At 69.2% G+C, this 20106-nt stretch carries 14 protein-coding genes, 1 pseudogene and 1 riboswitch; of the genes and pseudogenes, 7 read left to right on the top strand and 8 right to left on the bottom strand.

Translation table 11 applies throughout. The features are described from left to right. Window positions 1-1512 precede the first annotated feature (1512 nt). Window positions 1513-2112 (bottom strand): TetR/AcrR family transcriptional regulator, encoded by a 600-nt coding sequence (locus AVL59_RS24710; RefSeq protein ID WP_067308219.1) that lies wholly within the window; start codon window positions 2110-2112, stop codon window positions 1513-1515. 188 nt (window positions 2113-2300) lie between these two features. On the opposite strand from AVL59_RS24710, the gene AVL59_RS24715 reads away from it, so the two are divergent. Then, on the top strand, window positions 2301-2861 hold the full coding sequence (locus AVL59_RS24715; RefSeq protein ID WP_079146956.1) for an ATP-binding protein: 561 nt from the start codon (window positions 2301-2303) through the stop codon (window positions 2859-2861). 524 nt (window positions 2862-3385) lie between these two features. Here AVL59_RS24715 and AVL59_RS24720 read toward each other — a convergent pair. Continuing rightward, window positions 3386-3769: a winged helix-turn-helix transcriptional regulator gene (locus AVL59_RS24720; RefSeq protein ID WP_067308222.1), complete on the bottom strand. Its 384-nt coding sequence runs from the start codon at window positions 3767-3769 to the stop codon at window positions 3386-3388. Between the two features lie 195 nt (window positions 3770-3964). On the opposite strand from AVL59_RS24720, the gene AVL59_RS24725 reads away from it, so the two are divergent. The 3 genes from AVL59_RS24725 (at window position 3965) to AVL59_RS24735 (ending at window position 5766) form a co-directional block, all read left to right on the top strand. Continuing rightward, window positions 3965-4453: a luciferase domain-containing protein gene (locus tag AVL59_RS24725; protein ID WP_067308225.1), complete on the top strand. Its 489-nt coding sequence runs from the start codon at window positions 3965-3967 to the stop codon at window positions 4451-4453. A 199-nt stretch (window positions 4454-4652) separates the two neighbouring features. Beyond that, window positions 4653-5291, top strand: coding sequence for an FMN-dependent NADH-azoreductase (locus AVL59_RS24730; protein ID WP_067308228.1), 639 nt, complete (start codon window positions 4653-4655; stop codon window positions 5289-5291). Between the two features lie 61 nt (window positions 5292-5352). Then, the gene (locus tag AVL59_RS24735; protein WP_067308231.1) at window positions 5353-5766 is read left to right on the top strand and encodes a DUF6640 family protein; all 414 of its coding nucleotides are present in this window, start codon (window positions 5353-5355) and stop codon (window positions 5764-5766) included. A 15-nt stretch (window positions 5767-5781) separates the two neighbouring features. Here AVL59_RS24735 and AVL59_RS50830 read toward each other — a convergent pair. Then, a pseudogene (locus AVL59_RS50830) lies at window positions 5782-6710 on the bottom strand (IS5 family transposase). A gap of 230 nt (window positions 6711-6940) precedes the next feature. Between AVL59_RS50830 and AVL59_RS24740 the strand changes: the two are divergent. Continuing rightward, window positions 6941-8590: a purine-cytosine permease family protein gene (locus tag AVL59_RS24740; RefSeq protein WP_067308234.1), complete on the top strand. Its 1650-nt coding sequence runs from the start codon at window positions 6941-6943 to the stop codon at window positions 8588-8590. Between the two features lie 68 nt (window positions 8591-8658). On the opposite strand, the gene AVL59_RS24745 is transcribed toward AVL59_RS24740, so the two are convergent. The 3 genes from AVL59_RS24745 to AVL59_RS24755 all read right to left on the bottom strand — a co-directional run bounded on the left by AVL59_RS24745 (window position 8659) and on the right by AVL59_RS24755 (window position 12453). After that, window positions 8659-9675 (bottom strand): cytochrome c oxidase assembly protein, encoded by a 1017-nt coding sequence (locus AVL59_RS24745; protein WP_067308237.1) that lies wholly within the window; start codon window positions 9673-9675, stop codon window positions 8659-8661. 118 nt (window positions 9676-9793) lie between these two features. Further along, on the bottom strand, window positions 9794-11089 hold the full coding sequence (locus AVL59_RS24750) for an NRAMP family divalent metal transporter (protein ID WP_237281652.1): 1296 nt from the start codon (window positions 11087-11089) through the stop codon (window positions 9794-9796). After that, a complete protein-coding gene (locus tag AVL59_RS24755; protein ID WP_067308240.1) occupies window positions 11086-12453 on the bottom strand; it encodes a magnesium transporter MgtE N-terminal domain-containing protein in 1368 nt (455 codons plus the stop codon). The genes AVL59_RS24750 and AVL59_RS24755 overlap by 4 nt, the downstream gene beginning before the upstream one ends. A 312-nt stretch (window positions 12454-12765) precedes the next feature. Beyond that, window positions 12766-12940: riboswitch (M-box (ykoK) riboswitch) on the bottom strand. A gap of 825 nt (window positions 12941-13765) precedes the next feature. Between AVL59_RS24755 and AVL59_RS24760 the strand changes: the two genes are divergently transcribed. Together AVL59_RS24760 and AVL59_RS24765 are read left to right on the top strand one after the other, a co-directional pair. Next, a complete protein-coding gene (locus AVL59_RS24760; RefSeq protein WP_067308243.1) occupies window positions 13766-14488 on the top strand; it encodes an alpha/beta hydrolase in 723 nt (240 codons plus the stop codon). A 520-nt stretch (window positions 14489-15008) separates the two neighbouring features. Continuing rightward, window positions 15009-16250 carry an MFS transporter gene (locus AVL59_RS24765; RefSeq protein WP_208870615.1) on the top strand — a complete coding sequence of 414 codons (1242 nt, stop codon included), beginning with the start codon at window positions 15009-15011 and terminating at the stop codon, window positions 16248-16250. A 503-nt stretch (window positions 16251-16753) separates the two neighbouring features. Here the strand turns inward: AVL59_RS24765 and AVL59_RS55910 are convergent. Both AVL59_RS55910 and AVL59_RS24775 read right to left on the bottom strand, forming a co-directional pair. Beyond that, entirely contained in the window at window positions 16754-17392 is a 639-nt protein-coding gene (locus AVL59_RS55910; protein ID WP_067308249.1) for a LysM peptidoglycan-binding domain-containing protein, read from the bottom strand. A gap of 1350 nt (window positions 17393-18742) precedes the next feature. Then, complete coding sequence (locus AVL59_RS24775) at window positions 18743-19867, bottom strand: S8 family peptidase (RefSeq protein ID WP_237281653.1); 1125 nt, start codon at window positions 19865-19867, stop codon at window positions 18743-18745. Window positions 19868-20106: the final 239 nt, after the last annotated feature.

A 20106-nucleotide genomic window follows, 5' to 3' on the forward strand; every position in this document is an offset into this window, starting at 1 on the left:
CGCTGCGCCACCTGCCATTCGGCACGGGCGTGCGCCGGCTCGATGCGGCGCCCCACGGCCAACGTCGCGAAGACGACCGTGGTGAACACGGCCACGTGCCCGCACACCAACAGCGCCGTACCCAGACGCGCTCCGAACAGCCTCGCACCCTCACCGGCCAGGACGAGCCAGCCCAGCAGAGGTGGTCCTACCAGGACGGTGGCGAACAGCCGACGCCCCAGCGCGCCCGTGGTGCCCGCGTTCATCAGCAGTCCGGCCAGACCCTGGTCCGGCCGGGCGAGGAAGGCGGCGATGCCCAGCAGCGCGAGAGCCAGCCCCGTGTACAGGGCCATGCCCTTGTAGGCGCCGAACCGTTCCAGTTCGGGCACGGCGTACGCGAACCCGTACAGGCGCAGCATTCCCAGTGTGAGGACGGCCAGGCCCGGGACCTGACTCGTCCAGGCGGGAAGCCGGCGCGTGCTCGCGCAGAGGGCCGCCACGCCGCCGGCCATCAGTGCCGCAGCCGTGTTCGGCGCCATCCGTCCGGGCACTTCTGTCGCCACCCGCGCCGTGTCGTCCCTGAAGAGGAGTTCATCGATGCCCAGGCCCGCCCCGGTCAGGTACTCCACCATGGTGAGCCCGCCGATCAAAGCGGCCAGGGCTGCGGCTGCACGGGCTGCGGTGATCGCCCACGGAGTGACGCGTCTGCGAGCCACCAGAAACAGGGAGACACCGAGTGCCAGCAGTGCCACGGCGGTGTTCGCCTTCATGGTCGTGTCGGCACCGGGCATGCGCCTCAGGGCGCCGATGCCGAGAATCCAGCCGGAGAGACCCGCTGCGCCCAGCACAGCTGCCGCCAGGGCGGCACCCTGAGCCACAGCGCAAGCAGCGTCCAGGACGGCATGCTGGTACGGCAGGTCCGCGGCCTGCTCTGCTCCAAGCGCGCCAGGCAACTCGGGCGTCTGATGCTCTGTCGTCACTGAACACTCACCTAACACCCTAAATAATGTGGCGGCCTCGTGCCCTGCGCCGAAAACGCATGTCATGCGGCCCCGGTCGCATCCACCAGACAGTGATCAACTAGACAACACATCGCCCACAAAGCGGTTCCGTCAGGGTGCGGCCTTCGAGGCACGAAGTGTCACGGCAATTGCCGGCGCGCAATCAGCAACAGCTGCCGCGCCGACGGCCACCTTTGCCGTCAGGGGGATCGGGAGCGGGGCTTCGGCAAGCCGCGGGATCGTATTGAGTGGGGCTGCGGCCCACTCTTGTCGATTTGGAGCGGTGGCAGGGTCAGCCGTAGCGGCGGTCAGTCACCATGACCAGTCCCGTCGTCAGCCCGGCAAAGCCGATGCCAAGGACGGGAACGCCGGGGCGCCGGGCAGGATGCACAAGGAGGCCCAGACGCCGTGAGCACAGCGCTGACGACTGCGAGAGTGGCGCCGTTGCGTCGTTCGGGTAGGAAGTTCCTCAGCGTTTGGGCGCGCTTCCTGGGGGCGGGGACGGCGCACTGCCTGGTGCACCTGGGCCTCGTCATGCCATTGGATCCCACCCGGGTTCCAGTCTGTCGAGGAGGACGTTGAAGGCCAGGCCGGCCCGCTCCCAGTCGCCGTGGGCAAGGGGGGCCATGAGCAAGCCGAAGGTGGCGTCGGTCAGGACAGTCGCCTCGGTCCAGGCTCGGTCGTGGTCCAGGCCGAGGTCGCGGAAGACGGAGGTGAGCAGGTCCGTCCATGCGGTGATGATGTCGCGCATGACGGGTCCGTAGCGGTCCGGGTGCAGCACTTCGGCACTCATGATCTCGAGGTACAAGGGAAGCGTGGCGCGTACGTCCGGGGCGCTGAACTGCCGCCACAGCTCCTCCATGAAACGGCGCAGGCCCTCAGGGTCGGTGGGCGAGCCGACGGTCTTCAGAATGTCGCGGGTGCGCAGGAGGGGCCGACGTTCGTAGACGGCGAGTGCCTCGGCGACCATGCGTTCCTTGGTGCCGAAGTAGTACAGGAGCATGCGGTCACTGGTACCGAGGGCTCGGGCCAGTGGGCGCAGGGAGAGGTCCGCGAGGCCGTTCTGCAGCAGGTAGTCGCGGATTCGGTCGAGAAGGTCGCGTCGTTTGACCGGGTCGGGCGAGCGGGGCATGCGGGCTCCTAGGGACGGGAGAGGCGACTCCCGTTTGTCCGTTCTAACCACTTTTGGGGGGATCTTTACCGTAGCACCCATTACATGTATATTTTAAGCGTAGCGGATGCTACATGTACGAGCCTGGCGCATGCCCGGCACGTCACCACCGCCCCCGTCCGCCACCAGCCCAGAAGGGACCGATCTCCATGCTCAGGGCCTTTGGCCGTCTCCTCGCCCGCCGCCGGGAAGGTCGACCCTCGCCTGCCACCGCCCCCTCGTGGGCCGCCAGGCAGCAGGCCCTCTGGTCCCGCAGCCTCGCACCGCTGCGGCCGCTGGACGCGCCCCGCGGCCGCGCCACCGCATGGGACGCCTCCTGGCCCCTGCGGCGGGAACTGACCTCAGTGCGCGCGGCCCGCCACCTGACGACCGCACAACTGGGCGACTGGGCTGTGGACGACCTGGCCGACACCGCGGAGCTTCTGGTCAGCGAACTGGTCACCAACGCCCTGCGTCACACGCGGGGCCCGCTCAGGCTCAACCTGCGGCTGCGCAACTCCCGCCTGCTGTGCGAGGTCGAGGACACCGAGTCCTCCGGCCCCGTACGCAACGTCGCCGATCCGGACGCGGAGGGCGGTCGCGGCATCGAACTCCTCGAACTGCTCGCGGACGCCTGGGGCAGCGTCCGGACGGCCACCGGCAAGATCACTTGGTTCGAGCTTCAGTCCAAGGGCCGGTCGGCGAGCAGCGGCGCGGTCGGCCCTGCGTGACTCGCTCGAACGTTCTCACCCGGCTCATGCGCCCTGCGACCACCCCGAACCTTCGCGAGTTGGCGTTGGACAGCGCTGCCGCTCTCCGAGCGATGTGGACCGGCTGTCGGTGCCAGGTGAGTCTTCTGGCATGACCAGCACGACCCTTGCCAGTGGTCCGTCTTCAGCTCACGCAAAAGCAACCGTTCACCCGGACCTGACGGCACGGTCAAACCCGCCGGAGTCCCCCGACGTCGCCTGCCAATCGAACGGCCGCAGGGAACACCCCTACGTCACCACTCCTCAACCGGAAGGCTCCCGCGAGCAGCTTGCTCTCGGGAGCTTCCCCGCACGCGATCGTCGCCGACCCCGAGGCCTGGTCCATATGGACCAGGGCTGTCCGGGCGATCATGCGATTACGCCTTGCCCGATTGTTGATGTGAGCAAGGAGATGGCCCGTTGCGCGGCCACGAACCCACTCTCACCATCCCCGGCAGCTGCACCAGGCACAGGCCGGTTGTGTGACCAACCACCAAGGCTCCTCCTCAGCCCTCCGCCCAGGCTTCTTCCTCCGCGCGTGCCGTGTCGTAGTCCCGACGGGCAGCGGTGACCTGGGGCAGGTGGGCGTCGGACCAGCCCGCGATGGCGTCGAAGACGGGGACGAGGGTGCGGCCCAGCTCACTGATGGCGTACTCGACCCTCGGCGGGATCTCGGCATGGTAGGTGCGGGTGATCAGGCCGTCCCGTTCCAGCTGGCGCAGGCGCTGGGTGAGCACTTTCGGCGTGATCGTCGGCAGGAGCCGCTGTAGTTCGTTGAAACGCGAGCGTCCGTGGTGTTCGAGGGCCCACAGGATCGGGGTGGTCCAGCGGCTGAACACCAGCTCCACCACCGGGTTGATCGGGCACGCCTGCTGCGCCGGATCGGTCACGGCACTGTTCCTTCCGCTTGCGCCCGCACTGCCCGTACTCAGTGGTCGGGGCACTTTCCTAGAGGAAACCACTATCCCGAGGATACTAGCTTGGTGGTGTCAGCGAGCGAGCCGACAGCAAGCCGGACCGCTCGACGATCGGATGGCGACCCGTCGTACCGATGGGCCGTCCGCACTGCCGAAAGAGGCACCACCATGACGTTCCCCGCGCTGCCCGAGCGTGCGGGTGACCGGCCCGAGACCGGGCCCGAGGTCCCGCACCTGCAGCTCACCCAGCCCAGCCCGCCGCAGATCAAGGAGGCATTGCGGCGGTGGATGGCCACCGCGCTTCCCGGCACCGTCCCGGGCCGCAGCGAGATCTCCGTTCCCAGCACGTGGGCGGTGTTCCTCAGCGATGCCGCCCCTGCCCGCGGTGCCCGGCTGTTCCTGCCGCGCGGGAACGCGGAGTTCGTGCACCTGCACGCCGACGGCAGCCTGCACCTGGCCCTGAACCCGGACGACCACGCCGCGTTCCTGGCCTCCGGATGGGGCGAGAGGCACCCGCTCTACGACCGTGGCGCCAATGTCGTCATGCTCTACGCCCCGCGCGATAAGGCCGAACTGGAGGTGGCCAAGAAGGTCATCGCCGCTTCCTACCAGTACGCCACCGGCCACGCACCGACCGCCGGGCCCGCGGCGGCCTGACCGCTCTCCCCACCCCGCGCCGGGACGTCGGCGCAGGTGACCGGCACGGCCGACGTACCCCCCACCGAGGGCTGCGTCGAAGCAGCCGCCAGGACCCCGTACGGCATCGACGCAGTCACCTCACCCACACCACACCAGCCCAGCCTGCGGCTTTGCCCTGCCCATTTCCCGTTCTCCACCGACCAGCAAGGGCTCCTCCATGTCCTACCTGCTCCACATCGACTCCTCCTCGCTCGGCGCCGATTCGGTCTCGTCCCAGGTCGCCCGCTCCTTCCGGGACACCTGGAGCGCGCCGGTCGTCCACCGGGACCTGGCCGCCTCGCCCGTACCCCACCTGGACGCGGCGGGCATAGCGGCCTGGGGCACCGACCCCGCCCGGCACACTCCGGAACAAGCCGCGGCCGCCGCGGTCCAGGACGAACTCATCGAGGAGTTCCTCGGCGCGAGCGCCTACCTGTTCACCGTGCCCATGTACAACCTCACGATGCCTTCGGCGTTCAAGGCATGGCTTGACCAGGTCATCGTCAAGGGCCGCACCTTCGGACTCCCCGACGGTCCCGCGGCGTCCGGCCGTCCGGCCCTGGTGATCTCGGCACGCGGCGGCGGTTACGGCCCCGGCACCCCCAACCACGGCAAGGACTTCGTCGTGCCCGCGCTGGAGACGATCCTGCACGACATGCTCGGCCTCGAAGTCACCTCGCTCACACCCGAGTTGACCATGGCGCCCGTCGTCCCGGCGCTGACCCACCTGATCCCGCTTCACGAGGCGTCCCTGACCGACGCGCACCAGCAGGCTCGTCGGCAGGCCAAGACGTTCCGCGATCAGGTCGCCGCCTGACCCGTTCCGGGACCCGCCACCCCGCCCGTTCACACACCACTCACCCTTGAGGAGAAACCCCATGCCCAAGATCACCACTGGAAGGGTCCTGCTGACCCTCACTTCACTGGTCACCATGACCGGCGCCTACATCGCGGACTGGAACAAGACCCACATCTACAACCCCAACTGGCCGCCGCACGCCAAGTTCCACAACGCCCAGACCATGAGCATGGGCGCCGCACTCGGCCTGATCGGCCTGTACCTGCTGTGGGTGCACCGGGGCGCCTGGACGCGCTCCCTGGTCCAGGTCATCGTCGTTGCCGAGTCGCTGTACTGGATCACTCAGCTGTCGGCGATCCTCTACCCCGGCACCGCCCTCGTCGACGGCGACTGGGTTCCGCCCATCCAGCCGGCCCTCGCCACAACCATGCTGGCCCTCAACGCACTCGCGTACTTCCTCGAGCACCGACGTCTGGAGCACCACACCGCTTAGCACTCGTCCCGGCAGTCATGAATGAAGCCAGATCACCAGGGCTGCCGCAGTAGCGGTGCCGAGGTATGGACATAGCCACGCTTGTCATAGCGAGTCGCCACGGCCCGGGACTGCTTCAGCCTGTTGATCGCCCGCTCAACGGTATTGCGGTTCCTGTACCGCTCCTCGTCGAAGCCAGGCGGCGTCCACCGCGCGAACCCTTGCGCAGGCGGGCTGCCTGGCTGTCGGACTTCTCCGGGATGGTGTGCCGGATACCCCGGCGCCGCAGGCAGGTGCGGCATGGCCCGTTGCTGTACGCCTTGTCCGCTGCCAGACTGCCGGGCTTCGCGCGAGGCCTGCCCGGCCCGATCCGTGGGACGCGGATTTTCCCCAGCACCGCCGTGAACTGGGTGCAGTCCGCCCGTTGTCCGCCGGTGACGAGCAGGGACAGCGGGCGGCAGCGGCCGTCGGCGGTCAGGTGGAGCTTGCTGGTGAGCCCGCCACGCGAGCCACCCAGGCCCTCACTCCCTGCGCCACCTCCACCAAACGGGCGGGCAGGCTCTGCCTCGGCGTCTCGCCCTGATGTTCTCTTCCGTCTGCCCCTTTGAAGCAGGTGCCGGAGGCGGATCGGTACGGGCGCCGGCCGCGTGCTGGTGGGCGCGGACGATAGTGGAGTCGACCGAGATGTCCCAGTCGACATCTCCCGCGGCGTCAGCCGCGGCCTGCACCTGCTGCGGCAGACGCTCCCAGGTGCCGTCTGCCGACCACAGCCGGTGGCGTTCATACACCGTCTTCCACGGCCCGAACCGCTCCGGTAGATCCCGCCACTGCACCCCAGTCCGCACCCGGTGCAGAATCCCGTCAATCACCTGCCGGTGATTTCGCCCCCGGACAAGTCCTAGGCCGCCACGATCGCCGACGACGTGCAGTCCCGCCCCTTCCGCGTGCTGTCGGCCCACCGTCACCGATCCGCGATCGCAAGGCAGCAGGTGAGTTCCCGGAAACGTCGCGTTCACGACAGTGGGAATCGGCGGTAACAGGCGCTTTCTAGCGTGGCTGGCCCTGGGATCAATAGCGCGTTCACGGCCGCATGTGACCCATGACGGTCCGTCGACTCCCCGTCCTGCCGATGACGCGAAGCGGGGGCTCTTCCCAGCATCGAAGCACCCGCACCAGCACCGCCGGGAGGCGCGACATGAGCACCACGGAGTCACGGCCGGCGACGGCAGGCACGACGAAGACCACCGCCGACCAGGCGGTCAAGGAGACACTGGAGGACTACACCCTCCGTTTCGCGCCCCGCAGTTACCGCCGCTGGACACCCATGGTCGTGGCGACCACCGCGCTCGGCGGCATCGCCTACATGGCCGACTTCTCCATCGGCGCCGGCATCGGCCTGGCCCACGGCACCGGCAACGCGCTCGTCGCCATCGCGGTGGCCGCCGTCGTCATCTTCATCACCGGCTTCCCCCTCGCCTACTACGGCGCCCGCTACAACATCGACCTCGACCTGATCACCCGCGGCTCCGGGTTCGGCTACTACGGCTCGGTCCTCACCAGCGTCATCTTCGCCAGCTTCACCTTCATCTTCTTCGCCCTCGAGGGCTCGATCATGGCTCAGGGCCTCAAGCTGGGCCTCGGACTGCCGCTGTGGCTGGGCTACCTGGTCTCCACGCTGATGGTCATCCCGCTGGTGATCTACGGCATGAAGGCGCTCAGCAAACTCCAGGTGTGGACGACCCCGATCTGGCTGCTGCTGATGGTCGGCCCGCTCGTCTACCTGGTCACGAACGACCCCGGCACCGTCGACCGCTTCCTCGCCTACGCCGGCACGGACGGCGACGGCGGTGTGAACACCCCCTCGGTCCTGCTCGGCGCGGGTGTCTGTCTCTCCCTCATCGCACAGATCGGCGAGCAGATCGACTATCTGCGCTTCATGCCGCCCAAGACCGAGACGAACAAGCGCACTTGGTGGACCGCCGTGGTGATGGCCGGCCCCGGCTGGGTGGTGCTCGGCGCGCTGAAGCAGGCCATCGGCGTCTTCCTCGCGGTGTACATCCTCGCGAAGGTCGGTCCGGCCGCCGCGACCGAGCCGATCCAGCAGTTCCGCGGCGCCTTCGACGCGATGATGCCCTCCTGGATGGTCATCCCGCTCGCCGTCGCCCTGGTCGTCATCAGCCAGATCAAGATCAACGTGACTAACGCGTACTCCGGTTCGCTGGCCTGGACGAACTCCTTCACCCGCGTCACCAAGCACTACCCCGGGCGCATGGTCTTCGTCCTGGTCAACCTGGGCTTCGCGCTCTGTCTGATGGAAGCCGACATGTTCAGCTTCCTCAACAGCATCCTGGGCTTCTACTCGAACTGCGCGATCGCCTGGGTGGTCACCGTCGCCACCGACATCGGCATCAACAAGTACCTGCTGAAGCTGTCCCCGCTCCAGCCGGAGTTCCGCCGGGGCATGCTCCATGCCGTCAACCCGGTCGGCGTCGTGGCCTTCGTCGCCGCCTCCGGCCTGTCGATCGCCATGTACTTCCACCTGCTGGGCGACACCCTCCAGCCGTACTCCCCCGTCGCCGCGGCCGTCATCGCCTTCGTCCTCACCCCCCTGACGGCCATCGTCACCAAGGGCAGGTATTACCTCCGCCGCACCGACGACGGCATAGACGAGCCCCTCCTCGACGAGGACGGCAACCCGAGCGCGGCCACCCTCGACTGCCACGTCTGCCACCAGCCTTACGAACGCCCAGACCTCGCCGCCTGTGCCACCCACAACGCGATGGTCTGCTCCCTGTGCCTGAGCACCGACAAGATCGGCGACCACGTGCTGCCGGCCGCTGCCTAGATCACATCAGCAGCCCGTCTCTGCCCATCGCACGAGCCCTGGGAGGCGACCTTGCTTCCGGGTACTGGTCAGTCGTCCGCGTGCTGGCGTCGGATCCTGGCGGCCACGTCGTTCTGCTCCGTCTCCCACCAGGGACGTACCCGTTCGGGGGACGGTGCCGGGCTGTGGTCTCCCGCGGGCGCGGGGACGACGGCGAGTTCGGCGTCCAGGCGGCGGTCCAGCGCCGTGGTCTGGGCCCGTTCGGCGCGCGCCCACTGATACAGGATCGCCAGCAGGAAGGGCAGCGCGACCAGTTCGGCGATGCTGATCATCGCGCCGCCGCCGATCTGCTGGTCGTGCTGGACGTCCGGCGACCAGGACGGCGCGTGGTGCAGATACCAGGAACCCGCGATCAGTGAGCCGTGCGTCATGACGACGACGCCGGGGACCGCGTCGACGATACCGTCCAGGAAGATCAGCGCCGCCCGCACCGGATGCGTGCACCAGGTCGGCAGCGCCTCCTCGTGCGTCAGCACGGGTACGACGACCAGGCAGCCGGCCGCCACCAGGTGCAGATACATCAACTCGTGCAGCCAGCCCACGCGTAGGGCGGTGGCGAAGTACGGCGTGAAGTAGACGGTCAGCTCGGTTCCCAGCACCAGGGCCGTACTCACCAAGGGAAACGTCAGCGTACGCACCACCCGGCTCGTCATCGCCCGTCGGAGCCGCCCGGCGGCCCCCTCCGGCAGCGCTTCGAAAGCCAGCCGCAGCGGATCGCCGAGGGCCAGGCCCAGAGGCACGACCAGATCGAGCAGGATGTTCTGCACGGCGGCGGGCCAGAACAGCACGTGGTCGTACACCGCGAGCCCGGACATCGTGGCCGTCACCAGACCACCGAGCCCGATCAGTACGAAGGCGGCGACACAGGCGGGCGGCCAGGGCTCGCCGCGCCCACGCAGCCGGGCCACGCCCCAGCCGTAGAGCACCCCCAGAGCACTGACCAGCAGCAGCGCGGGAACGTCCAGCTGCCACGAGGACAACAGCCGCCCGGCAGTCAGCTCCGCGAGCCGCCCTGCCGATTGAACGGTCACCGCCTGACCAACCATGCAGATCGCCCTCCTTCGGGTCTCATGGGACGAGTCACCTCAACTCCACAGCGGGACCGTAGTCCCCCAGCGGCCGCGGGCGCCGCAAGGGGTGTCCCACGGTGCGCCGGTGTCGAGGTCACGCAAGGCCGAACCAGCCGAGCACCGTCTGGACGAGCAGAATGGTGGACATGGCGGCGACGCCGACGACCACGGCGGTGGCGATGACGCGGTAGCGCGGTCCGTTGGCGGCATCGCCGAGGACGGACCGGCGGTTGGTCAGGACCAGCAGGTAGACCAGGACGATCGGGCTGATCAGGCCCTGCAGGACCTGGGTGCCGATGAGCAGCTGGATGACGTCGATGGGGGTCATGGCCACTGTGGCGCCCAGCACGATCTGGGCCGTGAACAGGCCCAGGAACAGCGGGGCGTCGCGGAAACTGCGGGACACCGAGCGTTCGACACCGGCGGCTTCCCCTATGGCGTAGCTCGCCGACAGCGGTACGACCGCCCCCGCCAGTGCCGACGCGCCGATCAGGCCCAGAGCGAAGAGAAGTTCGGCGTTCTGTCCGGCGACCGGTTTGAGCGCCTCGGCCGCCTGGGCGGCGGAGTCGAGCGGGCCGGTGCCACCGATGGCCGAGGCAGTGGCGACGATGATGGTCAGGCTGACGACGCAGGCGAAGACGGCGCCGAGGATCGCGTCGGCGCGAATGAGGGGGTAGTCGGCGGGCTTGGCGCCCCGGTCGACGACGCCCGCCGCCGCATAGAACTGCATGTACGGGCTGACCGTCGTACCGATCAGTGCGACCGCCAGCAGAATGAAGTCCTTGCTCGGCTCGACGTGCGGTACGACCAGATGGTGGCCGACGGCGCCCCAGTCCGGATGACCGAGGATCATCGCGATCGGGTACGCGAAGAACGCCAGCGACATGATCAGGAAGATGCGTTCGGCCCAATGGTAGGAGCCGAACAGCACCAGCGCCCAAAGCAGGATCGCAGCGGGCGGGATGACCGCCCACTTGGGTACGCCGAGGAGTTCGAAAGCGGCGCCGATGCCCGCGAACTCACTGACGACCAAGCCCGTGTTGGCCAGCAGCAGGCAGAACACGGCGAGGGCGGTCAGGCGCAGGCTGAACTGTTCACGGATCAGCGCGCCGAGGCCCTTGCCGGTGTGAGCACCGAGACGGACGGCCATCTCCTGCACCATCACCAGGGCGATGGTGACCAGCACCATGAAGAAGAGTGTGCCGTAGGTGAACTGGGAGCCGGCCGAGGCATAGGTGGCGATACCTGCGGCATCGTTGCCGGCATTGGCAGCGACCAGTCCGGGGCCGGCGATCGCCGCGACCATGGTGAGGCGCCGCCAACCTGTACGGCGCACCGGCGCCGCGGCAGGAGGGTTGGTCACGGTGATCGTGTCTTGGTCGCGGGTCACTGCAGGAACCTCCGGAAGTGCAGGCGTCCACGCTCGGGCAGCATCGCATCGAGCAGGTCGTCGGCCAGAATCCGGCCGATCGGGCGGTCGACGTCGTCGACCACCAGGAGTGAGGAGGCGCGGGCGGCGACCAACTGGTCGGCGGCTTCGGCCAGCGGAGTGTCGGCATGGACGGTGACGGGCAGGCCGAACTGGGCCAGCCACGCGATCAGGTCGGCCACACGCGTCGTGTCCTCGGCCACCGCCAGGTCGAACAACGCGATGTCGCACAGCAGGCGGTCCTGGTCGTCCACAACGGCAACTGCGTCGATCTCGGTGCGGTGCTCGGCCTGTTCCGCCAGCCGGGCCCGGACCCCGGCGACGTTCTCGTCCCTGTGGACAGTGACCAGCAGAGTGGTCATGGCGCCGCCCGCGGTGCCCTCCCGATGGGTCAGCAGCCGACGCAGTTCCGCCGCCTCACCGGTCGGCATACGGCGCAGCAAGTTCTCGCGCTCCTCGGGGGTGAGGTCGCGCAGGGCGTCGGTGGCCTCGTCCGGTTCCATCTCGTCGACGAGCCGGGCGGCGTGGTCAGGAGCCGCCTCGCGCAGGAGGTTCTCCAGTTCGGCCGGTTCCATCTCCTCCAGGGCGTCGGCGGCCTGTTCCGGCTCCAGCCACCCGAGCAGTTGCTGGCGCTCGCTGCGGCCGAGGTCTTCGAGGATGTCGGCAAGATCGGACGGGCGCAGCCGGTGCAGCGCGGTCCGGGAGGCGCGCAGCCGTACCTCGGGCGGTCCGTCGGTGGCCTGCTCGGCGAAGGGGGCGACGGCCTGCCAGTCCAGCACCCGCTCCGGGGTCGGGCGGGCCTGCCAGCGGCGGGGGCCGAGCCGCCGCAGGAGGGTGGGAAGCGATACGTCCACGCCGACCAGCACCACCCGGTCCACCAGGGGCGCCAGGTAGAGATCGGCGGCGCGGGTGACCTGAATGCCGTCGACGTCGACCAGCTGGTGGTCGAGGACGTCGCGGGCCAGCAGGGCCTCGCCGGGTCGGCGGACGAAGTCGCGCAGGTCCACCCGGGCGGTGCGCAACCGCACATGCCCGGCGTGCACCTTGCTGATGGCGTCCGCGGCCAGGAAGGTACGCCGTCGCCCGATGCGCAGGATCAGCCCGGTGACCGGCGGATAGGGATCCGGCCCGTACAGACGGGCGACAACGTCCACGACACGGCCGACCTCCTCGCCGGCCTGGTTGGTGACCGGGCCGCCGATCAGTCCGGCCAGCGAGACGAGAGACGTGCGAACCGCCTTGGAGGCGGTGACGCGGCGTTCCAGGGTCACCCGGCGGTCGCGCAGACGGGCCGAGGTGGACATGAGCACAGTGTTGACGGACATGAGGAACACCCCCTTGCCCCGGCGTGACGGGGCAGTAGGCGGCCACGGCAGCGTCTTCGCCCCGTCGATGACGGCATGACACACGTGACCCCGCCCCGCCCGAGCGGGCCGACGACGGCGTGCCGATCAGGTCTGGTCTGGTCAGGTCAGCAGGAGAAGGAAGGCTGCCCCGGGCCGCGGGAAGACAGCGAGGACAACTCGGAAAGGGGCCGACTATGGCCCGGACTACTGTCCAATGTCGCCTCCTCCCGATCCCGGCCGCGCTCGCGACGCCGCGGCCACACGGCACGGGGCACCCGGGTGGCTGGACCCGGCGCACCCCAACTCGTCAGAGCTTTGGCACTCCACGGCGTGTCCCCGCACGTACGGGGAAGCCACTTGGGGTCACCCCTTGGGCCGGGGAGACCTGTCCTGATCCGGAGCGTCTCTCGACGGGTGGGATCAGTGGCCTGTGTCCGTGAAGACGCCTCACCGAACGAGGTGTCCCATCTAAACCGCGTCAACCATACGCCCCCGCCGACCGGCCCTCCCAATCCATGACCACCGCTTGACCTCACGCCTACGCGACCATAAACGTCGGCGTGACCGGGCATCTGGCCCGAGCCGGCCAACGGGTCACCTCCTTCGCCATCGCCGTACCCACCCTCTGTGCAGGAGTTCAACCCGGCCTCGGGCCACACTGGCGCCGCGGTCACATCCAGGGCACATGAGCCCGGGAAACGGCGGCGGCCCGTGAAACTACCCGGAGGTGTCGTCAGGGCGGCCCGGGCACACCGGTTTTCGACGCCACGAACCGGATCGCGTGATGATCCGGTCCGTGGCCGTACGCACTCACAGGGCCGACGAAGTGAGGAGCGGGACCCGCCGAGTCGGAATGCGGCGACCTTACAAGGACATGGCACCACTGCCCCTGTACCACGCCAGGTGCAACGGCAGGAACGGCTGGGTCAATGACAGCCGCCTGCCCAACCACCACAGCGACGAAGGCCCTTTCCTCGCCGTCTTCCGCGACCACCTCTTCTGTGTCCGTGGCACAGAGCGAACGGGGGTAGCCCTGGCAAAATCTCGGCCGCAGCTGGGACGCGCGCGCTGCCCGTTCAAAGGCAGCCTCTCCCTGCTACTTGGTCCTCGGCCTCAGCAAAAACCCGTTGGGCAGACCACGGCGACCACTGCTAATCTCCCGGAGGCCGTGCAAGAGAACGAGGAGGTGGTACCCGTGAACGTATCGACATGGGTGCTCCCCTCCGGGGTCACGGTCGGGCGATAGGTCGTCCGGGAGCGCCGTTCAAGAGCACTCCCGAAAGGCACGACCATGCGATTCACTTCCGAGCAGCGCCTCGACGACGGCGTCCTCGAACGCGAATTCACCCTCGGCGAGATCCCCGGCATCCTGTGGACGTCTGGATCCGCACCGGCCCCGCTCATCCTGATCGGCCACAACGGCGGCTTGCACAAACGGGAATCGCGGCTGGTGGCCCGGGCCCGGCACTCCGCGGCGGAGTACGGCTACGCGGTGGCCGCCATCGACCACCCCGGGCACGGTGAGCGGCCCCGTTCCGCCGTCGACGACCAGGCCCGCGCCGACCTCCGCCGGGCGATGCAGGCTGGCGAGCCGGTCGACGAGATCTTCGAGTCCTTCATCGTCCCGCTGGTCGAAAAGGCGGTCCCGGAATGGCGGACCACCCTGGACGCTCTCCTCTCGCTGCCCGAGATCGGCGGCCCGGTCGGGTACTCGGGGATGACCGCCATCGGCATTCGGCTGGCGGTGGTCGAACCGCGCATCGCGGCCGCCGGCTTCTTCGCCGGAGGTTTCGTGCCCCGCGCCCAGCGCGAGGAGGCCCGGCAGGTCACCATTCCGCTGCAGTTCCTGCTGCAGTGGGACGACGAAGGGAACGACCGGCAGCTGGCCCTGGACCTGTTCGACGCCTTCGGCACCAAGGAGAAGACGCTGCACGCCAATATGGGCGGGCACGCCGGCACCCCGTGGTTCGAGGTGGACGACGGGAACCGGTTCTTCGCCCGGCACCTGAAGTGAGGCCGGGTCGCCAGGCCGGCAGCAGACGCTAGGCGGTGTCGGCCAAGATGCCGCTCATCGAGGACAGGCCCCGGCCCTCCTCGATGAGCGGCGGCCGGCAGCCGCACAACCGCCCCGATCGCGGCCGTACCGGCCATCGGCGGTACCGGCCGGTCGGGGCGGCGCTCGGCCACCAGCGCCTCCATCAGCTGGGCCCACGCCGTGAGGCACTCGGCCGTACCTTGCGGGTCGCCGGGCAGGCGAACGACTCGACCACCAGTGCCCGGGCAGGGCGGGGCCAGGATTGGTGCCCAGCAGTCGGCAGTAGGTACGCATCGCGCTGCCCGTGGTCGCTGTACCTCACCGGCCGTCAAGGACGAGGGTTCGTACCTTCGAGATCCACGCCGATCCACCTCGGTGGACAACGGATGGTTGTGAATCGCTGGCAGAGCAGTTGTTTGACCTGCTGCTGTGCTGCTCGCTTAGCTCTCACTGGTCAATATCGGTTTGTGCAGTGGGGCATCAAGGGGGCGCTGTGAGCTTGGTGGGCAGGAGACGACTGGGCCGGCAGTTCGGCTGGCTGTGGGCGGCTTATGCGGTGAGCGCCTATGGGTCCGGGCTGGGGTTCGGGGCATTCCCTCTGATCGCCGTGCTGGCGTTGCATGCCAGCCCTGCTGAGGTGTCCGCGCTCTCCGCGGTTGGGCCTGCGGTGGGCGCGTTGATCGCGGTGCCACTCGCGCCGTGGGTGGAGTTTCGTCGCAAGCGCCCGGTCATGATCGCGATGGACCTGACCCGGTTTGCGGTCATGGCGACGATCCCGGTGGCCTACGTCTTCGGTTGGCTCAGTTTCGTCCAGCTGCTCGTGATCTCAGCCGTGGTCGCAGCAGCCAAGATCGCCTTCAACGCGGCCAGCGGCGCCTATCTCAAGGCTCTCGTCCGGCCGGATGACCTGCTCGTGGCCAACGCGCGGTTCGAGTCCACGAACTGGAGTTCCATCGCGGTCGGGCCACCGCTGGGCGGAGCGGCGATCGGTCTGTTCGGGCCGGTCACCACCGTGGTGGCCGACGCTCTCAGCTACCTGTTCTCCGCGCTGGGCATCACCGCGATCCGCGGCCGAGAAGAAGCGCCGCAAACAACCGACAAGAGCCCGGCCCGGGCAGGCGCATTGTTTGACGGCTGGCGACACATCATGGGCCATTCCGGTTTGCGGGCGCTCTACCTCAACCAAATGCTCGTCGCCGGGCTGATCATGGCCACCGAGCCGCTGCTGGCCGTGCTCCTCCTTCGTCAGCTCGGGTTCCCACCCTGGCAGTACGGCCTCGCCTTCGCCGCTCCCTGTGTCGGCGGACTCATCGGCTCCCGGCTGGCCCGCCGTGTCGTGACCCGCTACGGCCAGCATGCGGTCTTCCGGACCGTCGGCACCCTGCGCGCCATCTGGCTGATCGGCCTGGCCTTCGTCCGTCCCGGCGTCGTCGGCCTCCTCACCGTGATGGCCGTCGAGCTGGCGATCATCATCAACATGAGCCTGTACACCCCGGTGCTCGCCACCTACCGGCTCGAACACACCCCCAAGCATGTCGTCGCACGCACCCTGTCGGCCTGGTCAATCGGCCAGCAGGCATCCATCGCCATTCTCACCGCGCTCGGCGGCCTGCTCGCCGACGTCACCAGCCCACGCACCGCTCTCACGGTCGCGGGACTGCTCATCCTGACCACGCCGCTCCTGCTTCCCCGACACAACCACGTCGCGTCCGAGCCGGCACCGGCCAGTAGCCACTCATGACACACCACTCGCCGCTGAAACCCGCAGGCAGCAGTCGGCCCGCCGACGCGCGTCCGCTTCGGCCAGGCACACACCGGCAAGGAGAACACCTACGTGAGCACCTCCCCCGCACTTGACCCCACGCACACCGCTCTCCTCGTCATGGACTACCAGTCAGCCATCCTGACCCTCCTACCCGAAGGGGACGGCAAAGCCCTGCGCGGTCGGGTGCCCGTGCGCACGGACGCGAGCACTGGTATGCAAGATCTTCTGACACTTGGGGACGGCAGGGGTCGTTACCCTAGCCGCCTGACGGCCGGGCTTCCCCGGCCACGGCCCTACGGGCCGGACAGCCGAACCGCAGGACCGCAAGACGGCAAGACGGCAAGACCGTAGGACCGCAGGACCGCAGGACCGCAGGACCGCAGGACCCCACCAGAGCCTCACACCTGCCGATGGGGCCGCCGCGACCGCTCCGCCGATGATGGCTAGCAGAGCCGCTTGCTCGTTCCTGACTCACACTCCTAATCGGCGGATGGCAGGGTGAGCCGCTGCCCGGGGTAGATCACATCGGGATCCGGGCCGATGACGCTCCGGTTGGTGTCGTACAGCCGCTGCCAGCCGCCGGGGACGGCAGCCTGCCGCGTGATGCTGGACAATGTGTCCCCGTCGTGCACGGTGTACGACGTGCCGGAGCGTTGGCTGATACTGCCGTGAGAACGGGACTTGGGCGTCGTGTGCCGGGGACGGCTGGGATGCCTGACCGGCTCGCTCTGCCCGCCGTCCCGCGCGAGGTGCGCCCGCACCGAGCAGACCGGCCACGCTCCCGGCCCCTGCCGAGCGAGCACCACTTCCGCCACAGCGATCTGCTCGGCCCGGCTCGCCAGATCGGCTCGCGGCGCGTAGGCCATCCCGCCGTACGCCACCCAGGTCGGCTGGCTCAATTGCAGTCCGCCGTAGTTGCCGTTGCCGGTATTGATGCTCCAGTTCCCCCCGCTTTCGCAGCCGGCGACCCGGTCCCAGGTCGTGCCAGAGGCCGCTTCGCTGGTAACCGGGCCGAGGAGTGGCAGGACGATGCCGAAGCTGCCGACGGTGAGGACGGTGCGGAGCGACGGCAGAAGCCGTGCGGGCGCGTTGCGGCGGTACCGCGGTCGTGCGGTCATAGGCCTTCCCCTCCACTGCGGTTGCCGCCCACCGGTGATCCGGCGGGCTGTAGGCAGTACGGCAGCGACGCCCGGCCGCTCACAAGGCGCGCAGAGCTTGCGGAGCATCGTGCGCCGACGCGCACCACCGCACGCTTTGATGACGATCCGTCAGTTCAGGGGAGGTACGCGCATGCAAGTGGGCACGGGCGCACGAAAGGTGAGCGACCCAGCCCGGGGCGGCATTGCTCCTTGGAGGCAGGCCGGAGGAGCGGCGCACGTCTACGACGGGGACGCGGGCGCGGTCCGCCCAGGAACAGCGTCCGGGATGACACCATCGCAGTACCGGGCACTGCGACGAACGGGCCACCGGGCGCGCACGATCACCGGCCGCGCGATGAACCGCTTCTTGGACAACACGAGTGGATGGATTAACGGGTGCTCGACCGGACGGGTGGCTGACCAGGGCTTCAGTTTTCTGGGCAAGAAGACACATGGAGGCGACCCAGCCGCGGGAGTGGAAAGGACCGGACACGTACCGGCGGCCGACATCGCGGTCAGCGCCCGGTCGTCACCGAAGTCGTTGGCCCAGACCTCCCACTCCCTCGCACTCCACGCGGAGGCGCCCGAGTCCCAGGCCTCCGCCAACGGGACCAGGTGGCCGATGTCCAGGCCCGTGCCCCCTGGATGTAGCGGTCGCCGTAGGGCGAGTACCACTCCCCACCACTCGGCGAGGCCGGCGGTGACGTCGATGCCCTGCCCGCCGCACGCCCGGACGCCCGCTGGGAGCAGGTGCGCAGTGTCGGCAAAGGCCGACGCTCGCCGCCCTGGGCCGCCATGCTCCCGGCCTCGGCTCGAGCGGAGCCGGATCAGAGCCGGCGGGGTCGGCCGCCTGCGGCGTTCACGGACGCGATGCCGCCGACCACGTGCTCGTACCGCTTGCCCCGTTCACATGACGCCGCGCTCCATGGCCAGCCGGGCTGCTTCCGAGATGCCGCCCGTCCAGGGGTTGCCGTGGCCGGGGAGCACGGTCTGCGCGTCCAGCGTGGCGAGGGTTCGCAGTGATGCACGAAGTGATGGACCGACGCGCCCGGAACTCCTGCACCAAACTGGCACCTGCATGCACGGCGGCGCAGCCACTGGACTCAGGAGCCGGGCCGCCGACCATCCAGCGAGGCTGTCCCCGTGCCACCCGACACGCGCCGCGACCCCCAGACCAGAGGCGGCGAACGCGTCCAGAATCTACTCGGCGGCCCTCCGGACGACGACCGCGTCGGCAGGGTGTGGGCATGGTCGCCGCGCGGCTGGCGCCCCCCATCCCGGTGAGGCGCGGCGCTTGGGTGACCGTGCGACCGGGGCGGCCGGGGCAGGTCAGAGGCCGCCGGTGTTGAGCAGCCGGTTAGGAGTGTCGGAGCGGACACCGTGCAGGACACCGCGGGTGGCCGTGTGGTCGAGCCAGACGTGGACCTCGTTGGCCGTGGCGTGGGGGTGTGCCGACAGGTACAGCGCGATCACACCGGTCGCATGCGGCGCGGCCCAGGACGTCGCGCCGTCATTCTCCGTGGTCGTACCGCCGCCGGCGAGGGCGGCGGTCACCTTCTGGCCCGGGGCGTACAGGTCCACGCACGGTCCGTAGCCCGATCCGTAGGAGCCGCCGTCGCTCCATGGGCGGTCGTTCGAGGTGGAGGCCGCCACGACGATCGTGCCGGGGACACCGGCCGGGGAGTGCTTGCAGGCGTCGTCATGGAAGTTACCGGCCGACACCACCGTCGGGATCCCCGCGTCGACCATCTTCTTCACGGCGGACTCCACGGCCGCCGACCGGTGGTCGAAGTTGAGCGACATGTTCACCACCGCAGGCTTCTGCGCATGCGCGGTGACCCACTTGACCGACTTCACCACGGCCGCCTCGGCCGCCGCCGTGGAGCCACCGCCCTCGCTCTCGCACAGGACGCCCTGGACCCGTACGAGCTCCGCCTTGGGCGCCACCCCGTACCTCGCCCCGCCGATGATGCCCGCGACGAACGTGCCATGGCCGAGCCCGTCCTCGCTGAAGCAGTCCCGGGAGTCCTTCGGGCCCACGAAGTCGGCGCCGAGGTGGGCGCGTCCACCGAACTCCTTGTGGGCGATGTCCATCCCGGTGTCGATCACGTAGACGTGAACGCCCTTGCCCGTGGCGGTGGTCGTGAACTTCCCGTTCAGCGGCCGCGACCGCTGGTCCAGAATGTCCAGGTTCCACGGCACGTGCCGGGTGATGGGCGTCGCTCCGGACTGCGCGCCCCCGGACAACTTCCCCACGATACCGAGCGACGTCCGCGCCGAGCCGGACGACACCCCGTCCCCGGAAAGCGCCACGGACTCCCCCTTCCCGTGCGTGGGCAGCTTCCCGCCGCTCCCCCCAGCCGCCGCGCCGGCTTCCCCGCCGCAGGCCGAGGCCCCGAGCACCGTCGCCATGGCCACCGCCATAAGACCGGCCTTCGCCATGTTCCGTCTCATAACGTCCCCCACATCCCCGCTTCGTACACAGTCAGCGCACAAGACGACCACAGGAGGAGGGCGGTTCCAGCGGGGCGCGAGTGGGTCGGCCGCCCGGGGCGGGGTCTTGATGCCGGTGCCCCGGAGCGCTGCCCATCGGGCAAAGAGCCAAAAAGGGGCGCGAGCAGACAGAGCGCAAGGATGCGGCGCAGCCCGGCCCTGCGTGCAGTCGGCCGAGGGCGTCACCGGAGGTGATCAGC

Origin of the sequence: Streptomyces griseochromogenes (assembly GCF_001542625.1) — a bacterium.
Classification (GTDB): Bacteria; Actinomycetota; Actinomycetes; order Streptomycetales; family Streptomycetaceae; genus Streptomyces; species Streptomyces griseochromogenes.

Excerpts from the sequence above, each read along its gene's own strand:
- AVL59_RS24755 (WP_067308240.1), bottom strand. The coding sequence starts at position 12,453 with ATGTCCGTCAACACTGTGCTCATGTCCACCTCGGCCCGTCTGCGCGAC.
- AVL59_RS24710 (WP_067308219.1), bottom strand. The coding sequence starts at position 2,112 with ATGCCCCGCTCGCCCGACCCGGTCAAACGACGCGACCTTCTCGACCGA.
- AVL59_RS24725 (WP_067308225.1), top strand. The coding sequence starts at position 3,965 with ATGACGTTCCCCGCGCTGCCCGAGCGTGCGGGTGACCGGCCCGAGACC.
- AVL59_RS24715 (WP_079146956.1), top strand. The coding sequence starts at position 2,301 with ATGCTCAGGGCCTTTGGCCGTCTCCTCGCCCGCCGCCGGGAAGGTCGA.
- AVL59_RS55910 (WP_067308249.1), bottom strand. The coding sequence starts at position 17,392 with ATGACCGCACGACCGCGGTACCGCCGCAACGCGCCCGCACGGCTTCTG.
- AVL59_RS24735 (WP_067308231.1), top strand. The coding sequence starts at position 5,353 with ATGCCCAAGATCACCACTGGAAGGGTCCTGCTGACCCTCACTTCACTG.
- AVL59_RS24745 (WP_067308237.1), bottom strand. The coding sequence starts at position 9,675 with ATGGTTGGTCAGGCGGTGACCGTTCAATCGGCAGGGCGGCTCGCGGAG.
- AVL59_RS24740 (WP_067308234.1), top strand. The coding sequence starts at position 6,941 with ATGAGCACCACGGAGTCACGGCCGGCGACGGCAGGCACGACGAAGACC.
- AVL59_RS24730 (WP_067308228.1), top strand. The coding sequence starts at position 4,653 with ATGTCCTACCTGCTCCACATCGACTCCTCCTCGCTCGGCGCCGATTCG.
- AVL59_RS24760 (WP_067308243.1), top strand. The coding sequence starts at position 13,766 with ATGCGATTCACTTCCGAGCAGCGCCTCGACGACGGCGTCCTCGAACGC.
- AVL59_RS24775 (WP_237281653.1), bottom strand. The coding sequence starts at position 19,867 with ATGAGACGGAACATGGCGAAGGCCGGTCTTATGGCGGTGGCCATGGCG.